Raw genomic sequence first — 20,113 nt, 5'->3', positions numbered from 1 at the left:
TCATCGGGGTACTTCTTCGGTGCTGCCACGGACAACTTCCTCCCCACGGCCATCAGACCATGATCAAGAAGCTCCATGAAAGCGGGGGTAGCTCACCGGCGCCGTCGCCACGTTCGGCCGCGGTCTGGTGAGGGCGATGCCGGTAGTCCTCACCGTGCTGACGGTGGTCGGCACCGCGGCGATGCTGTGGGTGGGCGGGCACATCCTGCTGCTGGGCACGAACGAGCTGAACCTGCACTTCCTGTACGAGGCCGTGCACCACGTGGAGGTGGCCGCCCACGACGCCACGGGTGTTCTCGGCGGGCTCGTCGGCTGGCTCGTCAACACGGTGGCCAGCGCGATCCTCGGGCTGATCGTCGGAGCGCTGGTCGTGCTGGTCATGACTCTCACGCTCCACCGCCGCAAATCCAAGCCTGCGACTGCGACTGCGGCGGCCGCGACTCGTACTGACGGCATCATCCCCGCTCCGCCGAGCCGTGCAGCTCAGCGTCGCGACGCTCCTGTGGACCGAGCGCCGCGCGGGTGACCGCAAAATCATCGCAATTCGACCAGGGGGTCAGGCGTTCTGGTGCTGAACCGCTCAGTACTCCAGCCGCACCTGGTGGAGCCAGAGTCTTCACTGGTAGTGGGCCGTTCTGACGCGGTATTGGTGTCGTCGTCGCCATCGTGACCTACCGACACAAAGACCGCGCCCTTGGCCGCGTCCCCGCAGCCACCAAGACCAACGGCTAACTGACTCCACGCGCGCCTACTGCCCGCATCCCGAGCGATGCAAGACCAGGCCAGGGCGCTACCAACATCGGGTTCGGCCCGGGCGGTTCTCGGGCCGGACGGGATTGGCGGGGCAGCCATCGGGGAGGGGAGCGGCCGTTTCGGGCAGGATAGCGGGGTGGCGGTGGGCTTGGACTGGGCGAGCTTCGAGCGCGTGCTGGTAGACGCCCTGGTGCAAGCCGTCCGGTCGACCATCGCCGAACATCCTGACGAGCGGTTCTACGCCGCGGCGTTGGACCGGATCTACCGCGAGACCGATGGCCAGATCACCCTGCCCAGCCTCGCGATGAACAGTGTCGAAGCGTTGGCGCAGCTTCCCGCCGAGGAGCAGACGGATGTGCGGTGGAACGCCGCCGACTGGGACCACTACGACGACGAGTGGCTCGCCGAGGGCCTGACCCGGGATCGGGAACGGCAGCTGGCCGCGGAGGCCTGCCGAGGGACGACCCGGCAGTGGGAGGCGACGTTCCGCCGGTACCTGTCGATGCTCGTGCGCGTGTGTAAGCGAGCCAGGGTCGCACTTCGCACCAGCGGCGTCACCGACCGGGACTTCGTGGTGCTGCTGCTCGACGACGAGTACCACGAGACGCTGATCAAACGCGTCCTCACCGAACGTGAGGTGAGCCGGCACATCCCTGAGTACGACCAGCGGGCGGTCGTGATGGCCCGGGTCGCCGCACTACCGGAGGCCGGACGCGCCGCGTACCACGTCGCCCGGCTGGACGCGTTTGACGGCCCGATCAGCGGCGAGGACGCCCAGGTGGCGCTGCGTGATCTCGGGCTGGCCGCGTTTCCCGCCTTGATCCCCCTGCTCTCTGCCAAGGACCGGGCGTGGCGGGCCGCCAAGCTGCTAGCCGACATCGGCCAACCCGACGGCGGCGTCCTGCGGGCACTGCACGAGGCGCTGACCGAGCGGGAAGGACCGGACCAGTCGTGGGCGGGCCGTGCGCTGGCGCGGCTGGGCCGCCTCGATCTCGTGCTCGACCAGATCCACCGTCTTCCGCAGGAGGTTGTGATCACCGCCGTCGCCGCCCCGTACACCAGCTTCCGCAACCAGGCGGTCATCGCACGGCGGTTGGACTACCGGCCCTTGCAGGACGTCATCGAGCGCCGGCCGGCGTATGTGCCGGCGCTGGCCGAGGAGCTCAAGCCAGGGCGGGGGTACTGCGACATCACCGTCGGCGAGGTCGACGAAGCGATCCGCGGACTGGCCTCGCCGTACGTCGTCATCCGCCGGCACGCGGTGTGCGTGCTCGGCGAACGGCGTCTCGGTGCCGCCGTCGCGAGGCGGGTCCTTCCGCTACTCGGACAGACGGTCAGCCAGGACCCGGACGCCACCGTGCGACGGCTGGCGATCCTTTCCCTGCGTGGCTGGCGCAAGGAGTCTTACCGGCACGCGAACGTGATCAGCGAGGCGCTCAACGACCCAAACGAAGACGTCCGCGAAACCGCCGCCTACTGGCTACGGGAACAGAACGGGCGACCCGCGTGACCGCGTATGTGCTCACGTGGGGTGGGCAGCCGTTGGCGCGCCCATGCCTGGGCTGCCGCGGCCAACTCGTGAGAGCTGCTGAATCGCGACCTGGCCCTCGCGGACGTCGGATAAGCAATGACCCCCACCATGGGGTGGAGCCGGGTTGAGCTGCCGGACCGTGAAGGAGCGTTAATTAGTGGACGAACGGACCCGCGGACTTCTCGACGCCGCGGTGCGCGAACAGCTTGACACTCACAGCCGGGTTCTACCGCCATGGCGAGCGCACCCGGAGATCGAGCGGTACAGCATCGGCTGGCGCATGGGCTACGGCGAATGGCACCTGATGCTCTGGTGGCACTGGTGGGAGTCCGCCCCCATGGACCAGGCGGCGCGGATCGCGTACTTCCAGGCCGACGAGCCGCCGCACCAGTGGCTGGACTGGGCCGCGGACCAGATCTGGCCGGATGAGGATTTCGGTGAGGCGAGCGTACGCCGCCTCGCCGCACACGGGATCGGTACGCGTCCGCTGTTGTTCCTGGACGTGGACGGAACACTCCTGCCGTTCGCCGGCGCCGCGCGGCAGATGGACGACGAACCCAACCCGTTGCTGGCCGGACTCAGCCCTGAACACGGCCGTCGCCTGGCCGCGTTGCCGTGCGACCTGGTCTGGGCCACGACCTGGATGGCCGAAGCGAACGAGGTACTCGCGCCGCGGCTCGGCCTGCCTCAGCTGCCCATCGTCGACTGGCCGGACGAAGATGACGACGACGGTCGGCTGCACTGGAAGACCCGCCACCTCGTCGAATGGGCCGCGGGACGCCGGTTCGTCTGGGTCGACGACGAGATCACCGACGCCGACCGGTCCTGGGTGGCCGCGAACCACAGCTCTCCCGCGCTCCTGCATCGTGTCAACCCACGCCATGGCCTCACCGATGCGGACTACAACACCATCGCAGGATGGCTGATGAAAGACGGCTCCACATGCATGAACGAGGAGACCACGCCCTAGGACGCTCTAGAGGGTGTGCCAGCGACCTCAGGCTCCAGTCGGTTGTCGTGTCGCTGAGTAACCGCGGTGGCCCGCCCCATGATCGCCGCCGATGCGTCCGGCGACTCGGCCCGCACCATCGCCCGGCAGTAGCGGGCCACCGTCCGCCGAGATGTTCCGGCACCTCGACCGCATCGATCCCTGGCTGAAGCGCATGGACCCTGCCGGGCCGCACGAACGCCCCCAGGAGCGCAGCACGCTGAGCCGCGACAACAAGGAGATGCATCCGTACCAGCTCAGCCAGGCTGCCTGGCACGCCCTCTCGCACGCCGTCGACCACCTGCACTGCCTGCGCACCGTCCTGAAAGACGCGCACGTCATGCACATGTACGCCCCGTACTCGCTGGCCCGAGCCGCCTTGGAGAACGCAAGCGCGGCGGTATGGCTGCTCGCGCCGGACGACCGGGCCGAGCGAGTCCGCCGGCGGTTGCGCTTCGCTGCTCTGGACATCAAGGGCGGCGAGGCGGTCAGGGAACTGCTCGGTGCGCCGGAGGGACGCAAACCCGCGGAGGCCCGCACAGAGCAACTGCGCGAAATCGCGCGGCGGAGAGGTGTCGATCCGAAGACCGCCGTGCGCCGGCTGACGTACGGGGAAATCGTCGAAGCAGCTGGCGACACCATGCCGGGTGGCAGAGTGCCGTTCGTGCTCACGTGGAAGATGTGCAGCGCTATCGCCCACGGCGACTCTTGGGCCACGATCAACGTGGTCAGCCAGGAGGAGATCCCGGGCGCACCCTCTGGCCTCGCCCACCTGAAGATCACCGCGGACCCGAAGACGCTGTTCTTCGCCGTCTCGATGACCGCCGCCGGCTGGCGCCTGTACGACGATCGGTCGCGCCGCATTCGCACTCAGCGCGACGTCACCCTGAGTGTGGGAACCGTACAGACGCAGAGGACGGCGAGGGGTTCGCGTTCGCCTCCGCCCCGGCCGACTGCCCGCGGGTGGTCTGCGGTCAGGTCGGTGGCCTCGTGTGCTGGTCGACGCCAGCCGGGGCACCAGTTGCCGTGCTTTGGCCTTGTGCTGGGCCACGGTCTGGGCTCGGCGTGCATCCTCGCCGGGTAGGCGGGGTCGTCGGGCCCGCTTGGCTTGCAGGGTGGCGGCCGCGGGAAGCCTGACAGGTAGGGCAGCGGCTGTCGGATTCGGGCAGGGGCGTTCGTAGTCAGTGTGAGGGACAGCCTACGAGGGTGCTGTCGCGGTCACAGGAGGTGATGGGTGATGCACCCGTGCGCCAAGGTCCGCTGCATGTTCGATCTCGTCGGCCCATTGCCACCGTGATCTTCTCCGAGGTGCCGAACGAGGCGTTCCTGGCCCTCGGTATGTGCGATTACTGGGACGGCTACTTCGCGGGCCGGGCCGCGCTGCTGGGGCTGGTAACGGCGCAGGTGATGCACGCGGTCTTCGACAACGTGCGGGTGGCCGATCGACCTTGCCACCTGGGCTGCGGTCAGCGCGCCGACCGCGGGCCGGGCTCTGTATGCCGGCTCCGGGCGCTCGCTGTGCCGGAGGAGCCGGTGGCCCGGCTCCAGGCGTTCACCACGCTGGACGCCACGCTGATGAGTGTCCAGGCTGTTGCGGTTGATCATCGAGAGGTAGGGGCATGGCAAAGCTGATTTACGTGAATAACGTGTCGCTTGACGGCTACATGGAGGACGAACGCGGCGCGTTCGCCTGGTTGCCGATGGACGACGAACTATTCGTTCTCTACACCGATCTCCTGCGGTCCGTGGGCACGTTCCTCTACGGGCGGCGGCTATACGAGGCGATGGCCGTCTGGGAGACCGACGCCGCTCTGGCCGCCCAGTCCGACCTCATGGCCGACTTCGCAAGCGCCTGGCAGGCAGCGAGAAAGGTCGTGTACTCCACGACCCTCGCCGCGGTGTCAACCGCCGACACCCGACTCGAACGCCGCTTCGACCCCGAGGCGGTACACGAACTGAAGGCCACGGCCAGCAGCGATCTCACCGTTGGAGGTGCAAACCTCGCGGCGCAGGCTCTTGAGGCCGGGCTGGTCGACGAGTGCCAGCTGTTCGTCTGGCCCGTGGTCGTCGGCGGGGGTAAGCCGGGCCTGCCGACCGGCATGCGCGTCGACCTTGAACTCCTCGATGAGCGCCGATTCCGAAACGGCGTCGTACACCTCCGCTACCGCCCTCTCGGGCAGTGAACGACGATCGCCAGCGCTTGCATGACGGCGGAGCGCTGACGGCTGATCCGACCGGAGACCTCCCAGGGAGACCGAAGTGGTCAGCGTTGGTTTCCGCAAGTCGAGCCTGCGGGCGCCGATCAGGTGCCGACGCGGCGTGTCTCGAAGGCCCACATCACGATCTCGACGCGGTTGCGGGCGTTGAGCTTGCGCATCAGGGCGGCGATGTGGGTCTTGACGGTGCTGAGGCTGATGGACAGCTCATCGCCGATCTCGCTGTTGGTCCGCCCGCGAGCGGCAGCCAGCAGGACCTGTTCCTCGCGAGCGGTCAGCGGCTCGACAGGTTCAGGTGGTACCGAGCGCGGGCGGCTGTTCGCGAAGGAGGACAGGAGCTTCGCGGTGATGTTCGGTGCGATCAGGGCGTCGCCGCGGGCGGCGGCATGGATGGCCTGGGTGAGCATCTCGGCGCCGGCGTCCTTGAGGAAGCCTCGGGCGCCTGCCTTGAGCGCGCCGTAGACGTACTCGTCGAGGTCGAAGGTGGTGATGACGACGACGGCCAGAGGATCGGCGACGTCGGCCCCGGCGAGCTGGCGGGTGGCTTCGATCCCGTCGACCTCGGGCATGCGGATGTCCAGCAGGCATACATCGGGACGCGGCGTCGCCGACGACGGCGATGCCCGGTTGGGCGTTCAGGATCATGCAGAGCCCTGCTCTGACGATGTCCTGGTCGTCAGCGACCAGCACGCGGATGGTCATGACGCGCGTGCTGTCCGAGGAAGCGTGGCAGCTTTCCGCCGTTGTGTTCAGGCCGCGGCGTCCTTGAGGTCCTGCGCGCGATCGGTGTTCTCCCACAGCAGATCGGGCAGTTCCCGGCCGAAGTGGCCATAGACGGCGGTCTGCCGGTAGATCGGGCGGAGCAGGCGCAGGTCGCGGATGATCGCGGCCGGCCGCAGGTCGAACACCTCGTCGATCGCGCGCTCGATCCGGTGCGTCGGGACGTTCTCGGTACCGAACGTGTCCACGAGGAAGCTCACCGGGCGCGCCTTGCCGATCGCGTATGCGACCTGCGTCTCGCAACGCTCGGCCAGGCCGGCCGCCACCACGTTCTTGGCGACCCAGCGCATCGCGTACGCCCCCGAGCGGTCCACCTTGGAGGGGTCCTTGCCGGAGAACGCGCCACCGCCGTGGCGAGCGTATCCGCCGTAGGTGTCGACGATGATCTTGCGGCCGGTCAGGCCTGCGTCGCCCATCGGCCCGCCGATCTCGAATCTACCCGTCGGGTTCACCAGCAGCCGGTAGTCCTCGACGTCCACGCCCAGGCCGGTCAGCTCCGGCTCGATCACGTGTTCGCGCACGTCCGGGGCCAGCAGTGAATCGAGTGAGATGTCCGCGGCGTGCTGGGACGACACCACCACCGTGTGCAGGCGGGCCGGGCGCGAGCCGTCGTACTCGATGGTGACCTGGGTCTTGCCGTCGGGTCGCAGGTAGGGGATCGTCCGATCCTTGCGCGCGGCGGCGAGCCGGCGGGCCAGCCGGTGCGCCAGCGCGATCGGCAGCGGCATCAGCTCGGGTGTCTCCGAGCAGGCGTAGCCGAACATCATCCCCTGGTCGCCGGCGCCCTGGGTGTCGAGGGCGTGCACCGAGCCGCCGGCCACCCGCTCGATCGCCCGGTCCACGCCGCGCGCGATGTCGGGCGACTGCGCGCCGATGGAGAGGTTCACGCCGCAGGACAGACCGTCGAAGCCCTTCCGCGACGAGTCGTACCCTATGTTCAGGATGGTGTCCCGGACGATCTGGGGGATGTCCGCGTAGGCCCGCGTGGTCACCTCACCGGCGACGTGGACCTGACCTGTCGTGATCAGCGTCTCCACCGCCACGCGGCTTTGGGGATCCTGCGCGAGCAGGGCGTCGAGGACGGCGTCGCTGATCTGGTCGGCGATCTTGTCCGGGTGGCCTTCGGTCACCGACTCGGAGGTGAAGAGGCGACGTGTCACGGTGCTCCTCGGGGGTGGCGGACTCGGTCGCCGAAGCCTGGCGGCACCGGCTCAAGGAAGGCTCAAGAGCGGGCGGACGATGCGTCCATCGGCGTTCCAGTGATGTCGCGGCCGGGATCGTTAGCGTGCCCGTATGACGACCATGCTGATCACCGGCGGAGCGGGCTTCATCGGCGCGAACTTCGCGCACCACGTCCGTCGATGTCATCCCGGATACCGGATCATCTTGCTGGACGCGCTCACCTACGCAGGGAACCGCAGCTCCCTCCGGCCGATCCTCGATCACATCGAGTTCGTGCACGGCGACGTCCGTGACGCCGAAGTGCTGGATCGGCTGGTCGCGGCCAGCGACACCGTCGTGCACTTCGCGGCCGAATCCCACGTAGACAATTCGCTGCTGGATCCGGCGCCGTTCGTGCAGACGAATCTGGTTGGCACGTTCAACCTGCTCGAGGCGGTACGCCGCTACGATCGGCGGCTACACCACATCTCCACCGACGAGGTCTTCGGTGATCTCCCGCTGGACTCCGACGAGCGGTTCACCGAGTTGAGCCGCTACGACCCCTCCAGCCCCTACGCGGCCACGAAGGCCGGCTCCGACATGCTCGTGCGCGCCTGGGTGCGCTCCTACGGGGTGCGAGCCACCATCTCGAACTGCGCGAACAACTACGGTCCCTACCAGCACGTCGAGAAGTTCATCCCCCGGCAGATCACCAACGTCCTCGCCGGTGACCGGCCGAAGGTCTACGGGCGGGGCGGCAACGTCCGGGAATGGACCCACGTCGACGACCACAACACGGCGATAGACGCGATCCTGCGGTCCGGCCGGATGGGTGAGACCTACCTCGTCGGCTCCGGGCAGGAATGCGACAACCGACAGATCGTGCGTCTGATCCTCGAGTTGATGGGCCGGCCCGCGGACGACTTCGACTTGGTCACGGACCGCCCCGGGCACGATGCGCGCTATGCCAACGACAGCGACAAGCTGCGGACCGAGCTGGGCTGGAAGCCGCGGTACGCCGATCTTTCCGCCGGCCTGGCCGGCACGATCGACTGGTACCGCCGCAACGGGTGGTGGTGGAAGCCGCAGAAGGACGCGACGGAGGAGCGCTACCGGCGACTGGGTCGCTGACCGGCTCCGTCCTGACGCCTGGCGGAGCCGGCCCGGGAACGGGCCGGCTCAGGCGTGCTCAGGCCAGCTCACCCGCGATGTCCATCACGTAACGGCCGTAGCTCGAACCAGCCATCGCCTCGCCCAGCCGGTGGCAGGCGGCGGCGTCGATCAACCCCATCCGCAGCGCCACCTCCTCGATGCAGGCGATCCGCACGCCCTGCCGGGCCTCCAGCGTGCCGACGTAGAGGCTCGCCTGGAGCAGCGACTCCGGCGTACCGGTGTCCAGCCAGGCGAAGCCCCGGCCGAGGTCGACCAGCCGGGCCCGCCCGCGTTCGAGGTAGACCTGGTTGACGCCCGAGATCTCCAACTCGCCGCGCGGCGACGGTCCGATGTTCTTGGCAATGTTGACGACGTCGTTGTCGTAGAAGTAGAGCCCGGTGACGGCCCGGTTGGAGCGTGGCTTCGCCGGCTTCTCCGCGATGGACACGAGTCGGCCGTCCCCGTCGGTCTCGGCCACGCCGTAGCGCTCCGGATCGTGTACTGGGTAGCCGAAGAGGACGCAGCCGTCCACCTCGCGCGCAGTCTCCAGCAACAGGTCGGAGAAGCGCAGCCCGTGGAAGATGTTGTCGCCCAACACGAGGGCGACCTCGTCGTCACCGATGTGGTCGGCGCCGATCAGGAACGCCTCGGCGATGCCGCCCGGGTGCGGCTGCTCGGCGTAGCTCAAGCGGAGCCCGAGATGCGCGCCGTCACCCAGCAGCCGCCGGAACTGCACGAGGTCGGCGGGGGTCGAGATGAGCAGGATCTCGGTGATGCCTGCGAGCATGAGCACCGACAGCGGGTAGTAGATCATCGGCTTGTCACCGACCGGCAGCAACTGCTTCGACACGGCCAGCGTCAGCGGTCGCAGCCGGGTTCCGGAGCCGCCGGCAAGGATGATGCCCTTCACTGGTCCACCTCGGTCCTCAGTCGTCGATCAACGCGACGGCGCGCGTCCAGCCGGCACCGGCGCCGGCGATGCGGATGGGGAAGCACGCGACCCGGAAGCCGTACGGCGTGGGTAGCTCGCCCAGGTTGGCCAGGCGCTCGATCTGGCAGTACTCGCGCTCGCGCCCGACCATGTGCGCCGGCCACAGCACCGACCGGTCACCGGTCCTGCGGTAGCGGTCGATGATGTCGCCGAACGGCGCGTCCAGGCTGAACGCGTCGGTGCCGATGACGCGCACCCCCATGTCGAGCAGCAGCCGGGTGGCGGGCCCGTCGAGGCCCGCGAACCGGGTGAAGTATTCCGGGGTACCCGCCCGGGCGTCGGCACCGGTGTGCAGCAGCACGATGTCCATCGGGTCGGGACGCCGGCCGATGCGCGCGAACTCCTTCTCGATGCGGGCCGCGTCGATCACGCCCGTCCCGGCGTCGGTGAGGTCGAGGACCATGCCGGGCCGGAAGAACCAGTCCAGCGGCATGCTGTCGATGTGCCTCGGCGTCCCGTCGCCGTACGTGGTACGGGAGCCGTAGTGCGACGGCGCATCGACGTGTGTGCCGGTGTGACTGGTCAGCGAGAGGCGGTCGAGGGACAGGAACTCGCCGTCGGGCAGCTCGTGCGGGTCGAAGTCGACACCGAAGTGCTTGCGCATCTCGGCGCACATGTGTTCGGCGCCCTCGCGCGGGGTGAGCACTTTGTGCACCACCGGGTCGGGCTCGGCAGACGATGCGTCGATCGCTGAGGATAGGTCGATCAGCCGCACACAGCACCTCCGCGGTCGCGTCAGTCGGATGGCCTCGATGCTGCGCGCGGCGGCCGGAACGGCGGTCGAGCGTCGCTTGCGGCCGGAACCAGGGAAGTTCGATGTGTACCGGGCACCGTCGAGCGGAAGCCGAGAAAGCCGATGGAGGACTCCATGCCGCTGGACACCGATCAGACCGCGGGTGCGACCCACACGTACGCCCGGGTCCAAGACTTCTACGCCCGGCACATGCACCTGCTCGATGCCGGCGAGGCGGCCGAGTGGGCCGCCATGTTCACTCCGGACGGCGTGTTCGTCCCGCCGTCGGCGCCCGAGCCGATCCGTGGCCGCCAAGCGCTGGAGGCGGGCGTGCGCAGCGCCGCCGCGGCGCTCGCGGACAAGGGTGAACAGGTCAGGCACCTGCTGACGATGGCGGCGGTTGAGCCGCGCGCCGACGGTGTGCTCTTCGTGCGCAGCTACACGCAGGTCGTGGTGACGCCGCAGGGCGGTCAGCCGCGGTTGGACATCATGTGCGTGTGCGAGGACGAACTCGTTGCCGCGGGCGACGAGTTGCTGGTGCGGCACCGTCGGGTCACCCGCGACGACCTCCCCTGAGGGCCGTGGCCGTCGTCGTCGAGCGCGGTGCGAGCGCGGCACCGGCCGCGTGTGGCAGGGTCGTCATGTGACACGACATGAGGGACGCGTCTGGCTCGTCACGGGCGCATCGCGCGGGTTGGGCCGGGCGGTGACCGAGGAGGCTCTCGAAGCCGGTGACCGGGTAGCCGGCCTGGCTCGCGACGTGACCTCCTTGGCCGCGCTCGACCGGAAGTATCCGGGCCGGCTGCTCGCCCTGCCGACCGACGTGTCCGACCGAGCGGCGGTGTTCGGCGCGGTGGATCGCGCGGTCGCCCAGCTCGGCGGCCTCGATGTCGTGTTCAACAACGCCGGCGAGCTGCTCGCCGGAATGGTCGAGGAGTACACCGAGGAGCAGGTGCATGATCACCTCGCCGTGAATTTCCTCGGCGCGCTGTGGGTGTCGCAGGCGGTGCTGCCGCGGCTGCGCGCCCGTGGCGCCGGTCACCTGTTCCAGGTGACATCGAAGGGAGCCGGTGAAGGGCGGGGCGGCTACGGTCTCTACGGCGCCGGCAAGGCCGCCCTGAAGGCCCTCAGCGAGGCCCTGGCCGACGAGAGCCGCGACTTCGGGGTCCGGGTCACGATGCTGGAACCCGGCCCGCACGCGACGACTCTCGGCAACGCCATGAAGTCGACGCCGCGCCTGGACGTGTACGACCGGACGCGGCGCCGCCTGGCAGCCGAGGCCCCGCCGCTGGGACCGGTCGCCAGCACCAGGAAGTCGGCGGCCCGGATCCTGGAGATCGCGGGACTCTCCGATCCGCCGATCCGGGAGCCCCTGGAGGCCTGACCGGCTCCAGCGTCGCTCAGCGTCACGTCGAGCGTGCGGCCGCATGGTGCGCGCATGCGAGTGCTGTTCACGCCGTTTCCGTCCAGTTCCCACGTCAACAATCAGGTGCCGCTCGCCTGGGCGCTGCGTGCCGCAGGGCACGAGGTCTGCATGGCGACCCAACCCGACGCGACCGAGGACATCCTCGGTGCAGGGCTGACCGCCGTGCCGGTTGGCGACATGCTCGACGTCGCGCAGCACGTTCGCGACGCGGAGGCCCGCGAGGAGGAACGCCCACCCGCCGACGGCGAGGCCGGGTCGTGGCTCGACACCTTCGACATCAGCGAAACCCGCACCGAGTCGCTGACCTACGACTATCTCCACGGCACCCTGACCGCCTGGACGAACGTCGTCCTGCAGAACACCATGCCGCGCCGGGCGCTCGACGAACTCGTCGCCTTCACCGCGCACTGGCACCCCGACCTGGTGATCTGGGACCCGATGTACTTCGCCGGCGCGATCGCCGCAAAGTCGTGCGGTGCCGCGCACGCCCGCTTCCTGTTCGGCCTCGACGTCCTCGGCAACCTGCGCCGGCACTACCTCGCGGCTCTCGCGGCCCGTCCCGCGATCCTGCGCGAGGACCCTCTCGCCGAGTGGCTCGGCCGGTTCGGATCCGGGTTCACCGAGGACCTTGTGGTCGGTCAGTGGACCCTCGACCCGGTTCCGTCCTCGCTCGCGCTGGATACCGGGCTGCCGCGCGTCGGTGTGCGGTACGTGCCCTACAACGGGGCCTCCGTCGTGCCGGACTGGATCAGCGAACTGGAGGCCGGCACCGCACGCGTGTGCATCACGCTGGGCATGGCGCATCGCGAGGTGTGGGGCACCGATCGGCTCTCCGTCGGCCGGATCCTCCAGGGTGTCGCGGACCTCGGCGTCGAGGTGATCGCCACCCTCGACGACGTCGAGGCCGACGGGGTGCGGATCGTGGACTTCGTGCCGCTGGACGTGTTGCTGCCGCTGTGCTCGGCGGTCGTGTCGCACGGTGGGGCGGGATCCTTCCAGACCGCGCTGGTGCACGGCGTTCCGCAGGTCGTCGTGCCGGACATGCTGTGGGACACCGGTCTGAAGGCACGCCGTCTCGCCGGGTCCGGTGCCGGCCTGTACGCCAACGACCTGACCGGCCTGCGGGACCTGGTCGGCCGGGCGCTTCACGATCGGGGGATCGCGGCGGCGGCCCGACGCCTGCGATCGGAGGCGCTCGCCATGCCCGCGCCGAGCGAGGTCGTAGCTCTCCTCGAACGACTCACGGCAGCGAACCGGCCAACGGCAGCGGGCTGAGAGAGACACCCGCTCCAGACACGCTCGACCTCGGCTCGAGCCCGCGACTCCATCGTCGATCGTAGGAGACCGGCACCAATGAGCAGGTCCGCAAGAGCGGGGGAGTCTGCGTGAGTCAACGTCGGGTCGTCATCACCGGGATCGGCGTCGTCGCGCCCGGCGGGTTGGGAGCGAAGGCCTTCTGGGAACGCATCGTGGCGGGCACCCCGATGACCCGCCTGATCACCGCCTTCGACTCCACCGGCTTCCGGTCGCGGATCGCTGCCGAGTGTGACTTCGATCCGTTCCAGTACGGCTTCAGCGAGCACGACATCGGGCGCTTGGACCGGGCCGCCCTGTTCGCGCTCACCGCCACGCGGGAGGCGATGAGCGACAGCGGCCTCGTCGTCGACCGCGACGACGCGCACCGGGTCGGGGTGAGTCTCGGTACCGCCGTTGGCGCCACGCTGCGGTTGGAGGAGCGCTACCGCGCGGTCAGCCACGAAGGGCGCGACTGGCTCGTCGACCACCGGCTCGCCGGCCCCGACCTGTACGACTACTTCGTGCCCAGCTCGATGGCGGCCGAGGTGGCCTGGGCCGCCGGCGCGGAAGGACCCAACGCCGTCGTGTCGGCCGGGTGCACCTCCGGCATCGACGCGGTGGGACACGCCTGGGACCTCATCCGCGACGGATCGGTCGACATGATGATCGCCGGCGCCACCGACGCGCCGATCGCGCCGATCACGGTTGCCTGCTTCGACGCCATCAAGGCCACGTCCAACACCAACGACGATCCAGGCACCGCCGCGCGGCCGTTCGACCGTACGCGTAACGGGTTCGTGCTCGGCGAGGGCTCGGCGGTCCTGGTCTTGGAGGAACTGCAGAGCGCGCGCCGCCGCGACGCGCACATCTACGCCGAGATCCGCGGGTACGCCTCCCGTGGCAACGCCTTCCACATGACCGGCCTGCGGCCCGACGGGCAGGAGATGGCCGCGGCGATCCGCGCCGCCCTCGACACCGCCCGCATCCCGGCCACCGCCGTCGACTACGTCAATGCGCACGGCACCGCGACCAGACAGAACGACCGCCACGAGACCCAGGCGCTCAAGCGGGGCCTCGGCATGCACGCCTACGACGTGCCGATCAGCTCCATCAAGCCGGTCATCGGACACTCGCTCGGCGCCGTCGGAGCGATCGAGGTCGCCGCCAGCGCGATGGCGATCGAGTTCGACGTCGTGCCACCGACGGCCAACCTCCACCACCCCGACGCGGAGCTGGACCTGGACTACGTGCCACGCGAGGCCAGGCAGCGCAAGCTCTCCACAGTGCTGACCGTGGGCAGCGGCTTCGGCGGATTCCAAAGCGCGATGGTGCTCTCCGCGCCCGAGGCGGTGGCAGCATGAGCACCGCCGTGGTGACAGGGCTCGGCGTCGTCGCGCCCAACGGCGTCGGTGCCGGGGACTACTGGGCGGCGACCCTGCGGGGCCGCAGCGCGATCGGGAGAATCGACCTGTTCGACGTCGAGGACTACCCGAGCCGCCTCGGCGGCGTGGTCACCGGCTTCGACGCCGGGAACCACCTGCCCAGCCGGCTGCTGCCGCAGACCGATCGCATGACCAGGTTCGCCCTGGCCGCCGCGGACTGGGCGGTCGCCGACGCCGACATCGACCGGTCGGCGCTGGCCGCGACCGACCTCGGCGTGTCGACCGCGAGCGCGTCGGGCGGATTCGCGTTCGGACAGAAAGAGCTCGAGCACCTGTGCGCCGACGGACCGAGCCACGTCAGCGTCTACCAGTCGTTTGCCTGGTTCTACGCCGTCAACTCCGGCCAGATCTCGATCCGGCACGACATGCGCGGCCCGATCGGTGTACTCGTCGCCGACCAGGCCGGTGGTCTCGACGCCATCGCGCACGCCCGCCGTTCCGTCCGAAAGGGCGCGCCGCTCGTGCTCACCGGCGGGATGGACTCCGCGCTGTCCCCGTACGGGCTGGCCGCGCTGATCTCCAGCGGCATGCTGTCCACCGCCGACGACCCGCGCCATGCCTACCTTCCCTTCGACCGCAAGGCGAACGGCCACGTGCCCGGCGAGGGCGGCGCCATCCTCACCGTCGAGGACGGCGACTGTGCCCGCGAGCGTGGTGCCCACGTCTACGGCGAGATCGCCGGGTACGCCGCCACGTTCGATCCCTCACCGCGCTCGGGTCGTCCGGGCAACCTCGGGCGTGCCGTGCGGGCGGCCCTCGCCGACGCCGGGGTCGGCCCGGACGAGGTCGGCGTGGTCTTCGCCGACGCAGCCGGCGACGCGGACGCCGACCGGGCGGAGGCCGAGGTGATCGTCGACCTCTTCGGCCCGCGTGGCGTCCCGGTCACCGCGCCCAAGACGATGACCGGTCGCCTGTACTCCGGCGCCGGCCCGCTCGACGTGGCGACCGCGCTGCTCTCGCTGCGCGACAAGGTCATCCCGCCGACCGTGAACGTCGTCGCGGACTACGCCCTCGACCTGGTCGAGGCCCCCCGGCAGCTGACGGCGTCGGTTGCCCTGGTGCTGGCCCGCGGCCGGCAGGGCTTCAACAGCGCACTGGTTGTTCGCGCCCCATGAAAGGAAAACTGATGAGTCAATCCGTCCGATTGAGCATTCCCGATCTGATGACCATCCTGGCCACCTGCGCCGGCGCAGCGGAGCCCGTCGACGCGGCCGCCGAAGACCTCGGCGAGGTCCCGCTGGCCGACCTGGGCTACGACTCCCTCGCGTTGCTCGAAGCGTCGAGCGCCGTCGAACGGCGGTTCGGTATCTCGCTGCCCGAGGAGGAGGTGGCCGAGGTGCGGACGCTGAATCAGCTAGGCGACCTGGTCAATGACCGCCTCGCCCAGGTCCGGTGACCGGTGCCGACCCGATGCGTCTGATCGGCAGCGGTTTCCTCGCCCGGCATCTGCGGCCGCTTGCGGACGCGTACCCCGGCGTCACCGTGCTCGCTGCCGGGGTACCGAGGCACCCGCTGCCGGACGCCGAGCACGAGCGTGAGGCTCGGCTGGTGGCCGACACACTCCGGGACTGTGTGCGCGACGGCCGGCAGTTGGTGTTCTTCTCGACCGTCAGCATGTACGGCGGGCCGGGTTGCCAGGGACGCGAAGACGACCCCGTCGAGCCGGCCCTCCCGTACGGACGGCACAAGCTGGATCTGGAAGGGATGATCCGCGACTGCGGCGTTCCGTACCTGATCCTGCGCCTCGGGTACGTGCTCGGTCCCGGAGAACCGGAGTTCCGGCTCGTGCCCGCCATCATCCGGCAGCTTCGCGCCGGACGCGTCACGGTCCAACCAGGCGCCCGGCGCGACATCGTCCACGTCGAGGACTGGATGACGGTCGTCGACCGGCTGCTCGCCACCGGCGTCACCGACGAGGTCGTCAACGTGGCGTCGGGCGACTGCGCTGAGATCGCGGCCGTGATCGACGTGCTGGAGCGGCATCTCGGCGTGACGGCCGAGCGGGTGCTCCTCGACTCGACAGTGTCGCACTGCCCGTCGATCGCCAAGCTGCGCACGCTCGTACCGGAGGTGACGGCGTTGGGTTTCGGGCCGGGCTACCATCGCGTAGCCCTGGCCCGCTACCTCTCCTCCCTCCGCGCTACAGGGTGATGAGCGGGAATCCCTCGTCGTCCAGCGGCTGGCCGGGCTCGAATCCCGCCATGTGCCCGTCCTGGACGCCGGGGCGGTAGGTGGCGTCAGCATTGACGTACACGATGCCGTGGCCCATCCGACGTGCGTCGGACGTGTTGCTACCGGCCAGATGCACGGTACGGCAGTGGTGAAACGTCACGTCACCGGCGCGCAGTGGCACGGTCACCCGCGGCTGCCACGGGAACTCCGGCCAGATGTCGGTGATGTCGGCGAACTCCTCGAAACTCGTCATGTGCTCCTGCCGGTGCTCCGGCGGTCGCAGGTGCGAACGGGGCACGTACGACAGGCAGCCGCGCTCGACCGGGACGTCGGACAGCGCCACCCAGGCGGTCAAGGCCCGCGACAACGACGACAACGGCAGCCCGGTCTCGTCGTCGTGTACGAGCGTCGGCGCCGCCTTGTGCGGCTCCTTCGCGAGCACCTCGCTGGTGTACAGCCGCATCGGGCCATCGGCGAGCTGCAGCGCGATCGAACCGATCGCCGGGTGAAGGGCCAGTTCCCGGATCGTGTCGCTCTTGCGCCAGGCCTGCGCGACGTAGTTGACCTCGACACCGTTGACGCCGTCCCAGATCTCCATGTGGCTGTCGAGGAGCTGGGCGGCCGCCTCGGCATACCGGGCCACCTCGTCGGCGTCGAGCACGCCCGGCACGTGGACGAAGCCCTGTTCCCGGTAGCGGCGGATGGTCTCGTCAGAAATCGGATCGATCATGCTTCGCGCGCCTGTGTCTCCCATGGACTACGTCCTCCCGTCACGGTGACTGCCGCCCACAGGGTGCGGCGCGCCGCTCGAGTCCTTCGCGTCAGCCGGTAGACCCGCACCGGCCCGGCGTGCTCGCTGCCCGAGTCCGTTTCGAGCGCAGCCTGGGATCGTCCGGAGTTCCAGCCCTACGACCGGGAAGAGAGTCGGGTTCTGATGACGACACCGAACCGGGGCAGCGGCGAGCTCAACGCCCTGCTGGACCAGTTACGTGAGTACGTGACGCCGCAGCCGCCGTGGATCAGCCTGCCGCCACGAGCGTTCACCTCGCCCGAGCTGTATGAGCTGGAACTGGACCGGATCTTCCGCCGCTCGTGGATCATGGTGGCCCGGGCGGACCAGCTCGCCGGGCCCGGCGACTACCTCGCGCTGACGATCGCGGGGGAGCCGTTGCTGCTGACCCGCGACCGCACCGGCGCACTCAACGCGATGTCGCCGATCTGCCGGCACCGGATGATGCCGGTCGTCGCGGCCGGTACCGGGCGGGCCGAGCACTTCACCTGCCCGTACCACCTGTGGCGCTACGGCCTGGACGGCCAGCTGATCGCTGCGACGCACATGCGGGGGAACCCCGCCTTCGACCCCGGCACCTGCCGGCTTCCCGGGTTCGCCGTCGAACAGTGGCAGGGTTTCGTCTTCGTCAACCTCGACAGCGGCGCACCGCCGCTGCGCACCCACCTGAGCCGCATCGGCGAGGACCTGGGCAATTACGAGCTGGGCGCCATGACGCAGGTGGGTTCGTTCGTCGAGGACTGGCACTGCAACTGGAAGGTCGCCGTCGAGAACGTCCACGAGAACTATCACGTCATGGGCTTCCACCCGGAGACGATCCAGCCGTCGACGCCGGGCGGCTCCGACACCGACGTGCGCGACGATTCACCCCTGGTGCTGCGGTTCACGGTGCCGTTCAAGGAGCCGCAGGAGGTGGAGTTCCTCCGGCTGACCGAACAGGAGCGACGCCAGGTCTACAACGTCTCGGTCTTTCCCTGCACGAGTTTCGCCGCGGCCGGCGAGACGGTGATCTGGCTCAGCTTCATCCCGACCGCGATCGACCGGACCGAGGTGCGCGGCGGGATCCTGGCGCCGAGTCAGACCGTCGAGGGCACCGACGCCGAGCAGCTTCAGCAGATCCGCGAGGGGAACGAGGCCTACGCCGCGGTGATCAACGGCGAGGACCAGCGTGGCCTCGAAGAGGTGCAGCGGGCCGTCGGATCCCGTTTTGCCGGACGCGGTCACCTCAGTCCGAAGGAGCCGGCGGTGCCGGTGTTCTACCGCAAGCTCGCCGCCGCGCTGCTTGCCGAGGAGTACCGGGAACCGGCGGAGGCCGGCCCGCTAGCCGCCGTCCAGTCGTCGTTGAGCTGACGACCAGCGCCTTGGCCGACGGTAACCGGATCGACAGCAGCCGCACGAGAATGGGGTACCGGTCATGTTGAGTTGTCGGACGTGCGGTGGAGAACTGCGCGAGTTCTGTGACTTCGGCCCGCAGCCGCTGTCCAGCGGCTTTCTGGAGCCGGACTACGTCGGCGACGAGTTCTTCTTCCGCCTGGCCGTCGGGGTGTGCGGGCAGTGCTCGATGGTGCAGCTGATCGAGGAGGTTCCGCGGCACCTGATGTTCAACGGGCACTACCCGTACCTGTCGTCGGGCTCGGCCACCATGCGCAAGCACTTCGAGCAGACCGCCAAGCACTTCATCGACACCGAGCTGACCGGCGACGACGCGTTTCTGGTCGAGTTGGGCTGCAACGACGGCGTCATGCTGAAGGTCATCGCCGACGCCGGGATCCGGCACCTGGGCGTCGAGCCCTCGCAGAGCGTCGCCGCGGTCGCCCGCGCCTACGGCGTACAGGTGACCACCGAATTCTTCCAGGAGTCCTCCGCACAGCAGATCCGGGCCGCATCCGGGCCGGCGCAGGTGATCTACGCCGCGAACACCATCTGCCACATCCCGTACCTCGACTCGATCTTCCGCGGCGTCGACGAGTTGCTGGCACCCGACGGCATCTTCGTGTTCGAGGACCCGTACCTCGCCGAGATCGTCGACCGCACCTCGTTCGACCAGATCTACGACGAGCACTTCTACTTCTTCTCGGCCGTGTCGGTGCAGGCGATGGCGGCACGGTTCGGGTTCGAACTGGTCGACGTCGAGCGGCTGCCAGTGCACGGCGGCGAAGTGCGGTACACGATCGCGCGGCGCGGCGCCCGTCCAGCCTCCGCGCGGGTCGCCGCGCTGGTGGCCGAGGAGCACGGCCGTGACCTCGCCGGGCAAGATACGCTGAAGCAGTTCGTCGGCCGGGTGGAGCAGGCCAGGGAGGAACTGACCACGCTGCTGCGGCAGTTGAAGGCCAACGGCCAGACGGTGGTCGGCTACGGCGCGACCGCGAAGAGCGCGACGGTGACGAACTACTGCGGCATCGGACCCGACCTGATCTCCTTCATCTCCGACACGACGCCGAACAAGCAGGGCCGGCTGACCCCCGGTTCGCACATCCCGGTGCGGTCGCGGGATGCGTTCGCCGCCCCGTACCCCGACTATGCGCTGTTGTTCGCCTGGAACCACGCCGACGAGATCATCGCCAAGGAGCAGGAGTTCCGGAAGGCCGGCGGCAAGTGGATCCTGTATGTGCCGGAAGTCCGGGTGGTCTGAGCCCGGCCGTGAACCGGCCGCCGCCGACAGGGAGGCGGCCGGTTCAGGTG

At 69.3% G+C, this 20,113-nt stretch carries 19 protein-coding genes and 2 pseudogenes; 16 read left to right on the top strand and 5 right to left on the bottom strand.

Features of this window, described 5'->3' with window-relative positions; genetic code table 11:
- Window positions 1-115: 115 nt before the first annotated feature.
- From FB454_RS03300 to FB454_RS03275, 6 genes and pseudogenes are all read left to right on the top strand, one after another.
- Window positions 116-526, top strand: a pseudogene (locus FB454_RS03300) (DUF808 family protein); the annotation flags it as partial.
- 369 nt (window positions 527-895) lie between these two features.
- The gene (locus FB454_RS03295) at window positions 896-2,263 is read left to right on the top strand and encodes a DUF4303 domain-containing protein (protein WP_486485393.1); all 1,368 of its coding nucleotides are present in this window, start codon (window positions 896-898) and stop codon (window positions 2,261-2,263) included.
- 508 nt (window positions 2,264-2,771) lie between these two features.
- Window positions 2,772-3,254: an HAD domain-containing protein gene (locus FB454_RS35250; RefSeq protein ID WP_486485392.1), complete on the top strand. Its 483-nt coding sequence runs from the start codon at window positions 2,772-2,774 to the stop codon at window positions 3,252-3,254.
- Window positions 3,255-3,405: 151 nt separating this feature from the next.
- A complete protein-coding gene (locus FB454_RS34745; protein WP_186461506.1) occupies window positions 3,406-4,356 on the top strand; it encodes a hypothetical protein in 951 nt (316 codons plus the stop codon).
- Between the two features lie 209 nt (window positions 4,357-4,565).
- Entirely contained in the window at window positions 4,566-4,904 is a 339-nt protein-coding gene (locus tag FB454_RS03280) for a helix-turn-helix domain-containing protein (protein ID WP_186461504.1), read from the top strand.
- Window positions 4,892-5,455, top strand: a complete 564-nt coding sequence (locus tag FB454_RS03275) for a dihydrofolate reductase family protein (RefSeq protein ID WP_013287174.1) — start codon at window positions 4,892-4,894, stop codon at window positions 5,453-5,455. Before FB454_RS03280 ends, FB454_RS03275 begins: the two co-directional genes overlap by 13 nt.
- 119 nt (window positions 5,456-5,574) lie before the next feature.
- On the opposite strand, the pseudogene FB454_RS03270 reads toward FB454_RS03275, so the two are convergent.
- Together FB454_RS03270 and metK are read right to left on the bottom strand one after the other, a co-directional pair.
- A pseudogene (locus FB454_RS03270) lies at window positions 5,575-6,190 on the bottom strand (LuxR C-terminal-related transcriptional regulator).
- A gap of 47 nt (window positions 6,191-6,237) precedes the next feature.
- A complete protein-coding gene (metK, locus tag FB454_RS03265) occupies window positions 6,238-7,428 on the bottom strand; it encodes a methionine adenosyltransferase (RefSeq protein ID WP_071094286.1) in 1,191 nt (396 codons plus the stop codon).
- A 142-nt stretch (window positions 7,429-7,570) separates the two neighbouring features.
- Here metK and rfbB point away from each other — a divergent pair, with 142 nt between their 5' ends.
- Window positions 7,571-8,560: a dTDP-glucose 4,6-dehydratase gene (gene rfbB, locus FB454_RS03260; protein WP_145822470.1), complete on the top strand. Its 990-nt coding sequence runs from the start codon at window positions 7,571-7,573 to the stop codon at window positions 8,558-8,560.
- Window positions 8,561-8,618: 58 nt separating this feature from the next.
- Here rfbB and rfbA read toward each other — a convergent pair whose 3' ends face one another.
- Window positions 8,619-9,491, bottom strand: a complete 873-nt coding sequence (gene rfbA / locus FB454_RS03255; RefSeq protein WP_013287171.1) for a glucose-1-phosphate thymidylyltransferase RfbA — start codon at window positions 9,489-9,491, stop codon at window positions 8,619-8,621.
- A gap of 16 nt (window positions 9,492-9,507) precedes the next feature.
- Window positions 9,508-10,287 carry a cyclase family protein gene (locus FB454_RS03250; protein ID WP_145822458.1) on the bottom strand — a complete coding sequence of 260 codons (780 nt, stop codon included), beginning with the start codon at window positions 10,285-10,287 and terminating at the stop codon, window positions 9,508-9,510.
- Window positions 10,288-10,440: 153 nt separating this feature from the next.
- Between FB454_RS03250 and FB454_RS03245 the strand changes: the two genes are divergently transcribed.
- The 7 genes from FB454_RS03245 (at window position 10,441) to FB454_RS03215 (ending at window position 16,620) form a co-directional block, all read left to right on the top strand.
- Complete coding sequence (locus FB454_RS03245; RefSeq protein WP_145822457.1) at window positions 10,441-10,881, top strand: nuclear transport factor 2 family protein; 441 nt, start codon at window positions 10,441-10,443, stop codon at window positions 10,879-10,881.
- A gap of 49 nt (window positions 10,882-10,930) precedes the next feature.
- Window positions 10,931-11,689, top strand: a complete 759-nt coding sequence (locus FB454_RS03240; protein WP_435589872.1) for an SDR family NAD(P)-dependent oxidoreductase — start codon at window positions 10,931-10,933, stop codon at window positions 11,687-11,689.
- Window positions 11,690-11,743: 54 nt separating this feature from the next.
- Entirely contained in the window at window positions 11,744-13,006 is a 1,263-nt protein-coding gene (locus tag FB454_RS03235; protein ID WP_145822455.1) for an activator-dependent family glycosyltransferase, read from the top strand.
- A gap of 110 nt (window positions 13,007-13,116) precedes the next feature.
- Entirely contained in the window at window positions 13,117-14,388 is a 1,272-nt protein-coding gene (locus FB454_RS03230) for a beta-ketoacyl-[acyl-carrier-protein] synthase family protein (RefSeq protein ID WP_047892979.1), read from the top strand.
- Window positions 14,385-15,584: a ketosynthase chain-length factor gene (locus FB454_RS03225; protein WP_145822454.1), complete on the top strand. Its 1,200-nt coding sequence runs from the start codon at window positions 14,385-14,387 to the stop codon at window positions 15,582-15,584. Before FB454_RS03230 ends, FB454_RS03225 begins: the two co-directional genes overlap by 4 nt.
- 11 nt (window positions 15,585-15,595) lie before the next feature.
- Window positions 15,596-15,865 carry an acyl carrier protein gene (locus tag FB454_RS03220; protein ID WP_145822453.1) on the top strand — a complete coding sequence of 90 codons (270 nt, stop codon included), beginning with the start codon at window positions 15,596-15,598 and terminating at the stop codon, window positions 15,863-15,865.
- Between the two features lie 14 nt (window positions 15,866-15,879).
- A complete protein-coding gene (locus tag FB454_RS03215) occupies window positions 15,880-16,620 on the top strand; it encodes an NAD-dependent epimerase/dehydratase family protein (RefSeq protein ID WP_030275177.1) in 741 nt (246 codons plus the stop codon).
- Here the strand turns inward: FB454_RS03215 and FB454_RS03210 are convergent.
- Complete coding sequence (locus tag FB454_RS03210; protein ID WP_232236803.1) at window positions 16,610-17,371, bottom strand: phytanoyl-CoA dioxygenase family protein; 762 nt, start codon at window positions 17,369-17,371, stop codon at window positions 16,610-16,612. The genes FB454_RS03215 and FB454_RS03210 overlap by 11 nt on opposite strands.
- A gap of 204 nt (window positions 17,372-17,575) precedes the next feature.
- Here FB454_RS03210 and FB454_RS03205 point away from each other — a divergent pair, with 204 nt between their 5' ends.
- Together FB454_RS03205 and FB454_RS03200 are read left to right on the top strand one after the other, a co-directional pair.
- Window positions 17,576-18,781, top strand: coding sequence for an aromatic ring-hydroxylating oxygenase subunit alpha (locus FB454_RS03205; RefSeq protein ID WP_145822452.1), 1,206 nt, complete (start codon window positions 17,576-17,578; stop codon window positions 18,779-18,781).
- Window positions 18,782-18,845: 64 nt separating this feature from the next.
- Window positions 18,846-20,063, top strand: coding sequence for a class I SAM-dependent methyltransferase (locus FB454_RS03200; protein WP_071094294.1), 1,218 nt, complete (start codon window positions 18,846-18,848; stop codon window positions 20,061-20,063).
- Window positions 20,064-20,113 lie beyond the last annotated feature (50 nt).

It is taken from the genome of Micromonospora sp. CNZ297 (genome assembly GCF_007827625.1).
Note: the sequence above shows the minus strand (reverse complement) of the source record. Positions and strands in the feature narration are given on the sequence as shown.

What these genes read in the sequence shown, in the direction of transcription:
- FB454_RS03275 (WP_013287174.1), top strand. Translation starts at nt 4,892, where the DNA reads ATGGCAAAGCTGATTTACGTGAATAACGTGTCGCTTGACGGCTACATG.
- rfbB (WP_145822470.1), top strand. Translation starts at nt 7,571, where the DNA reads ATGCTGATCACCGGCGGAGCGGGCTTCATCGGCGCGAACTTCGCGCAC.
- FB454_RS03205 (WP_145822452.1), top strand. Translation starts at nt 17,576, where the DNA reads ATGACGACACCGAACCGGGGCAGCGGCGAGCTCAACGCCCTGCTGGAC.
- FB454_RS03245 (WP_145822457.1), top strand. Translation starts at nt 10,441, where the DNA reads ATGCCGCTGGACACCGATCAGACCGCGGGTGCGACCCACACGTACGCC.
- FB454_RS03200 (WP_071094294.1), top strand. Translation starts at nt 18,846, where the DNA reads ATGTTGAGTTGTCGGACGTGCGGTGGAGAACTGCGCGAGTTCTGTGAC.
- FB454_RS03215 (WP_030275177.1), top strand. Translation starts at nt 15,880, where the DNA reads ATGCGTCTGATCGGCAGCGGTTTCCTCGCCCGGCATCTGCGGCCGCTT.
- FB454_RS03235 (WP_145822455.1), top strand. Translation starts at nt 11,744, where the DNA reads ATGCGAGTGCTGTTCACGCCGTTTCCGTCCAGTTCCCACGTCAACAAT.
- FB454_RS03210 (WP_232236803.1), bottom strand. Translation starts at nt 17,371, where the DNA reads ATGATCGATCCGATTTCTGACGAGACCATCCGCCGCTACCGGGAACAG.
- FB454_RS03225 (WP_145822454.1), top strand. Translation starts at nt 14,385, where the DNA reads ATGAGCACCGCCGTGGTGACAGGGCTCGGCGTCGTCGCGCCCAACGGC.
- FB454_RS03220 (WP_145822453.1), top strand. Translation starts at nt 15,596, where the DNA reads ATGAGTCAATCCGTCCGATTGAGCATTCCCGATCTGATGACCATCCTG.
- FB454_RS34745 (WP_186461506.1), top strand. Translation starts at nt 3,406, where the DNA reads ATGTTCCGGCACCTCGACCGCATCGATCCCTGGCTGAAGCGCATGGAC.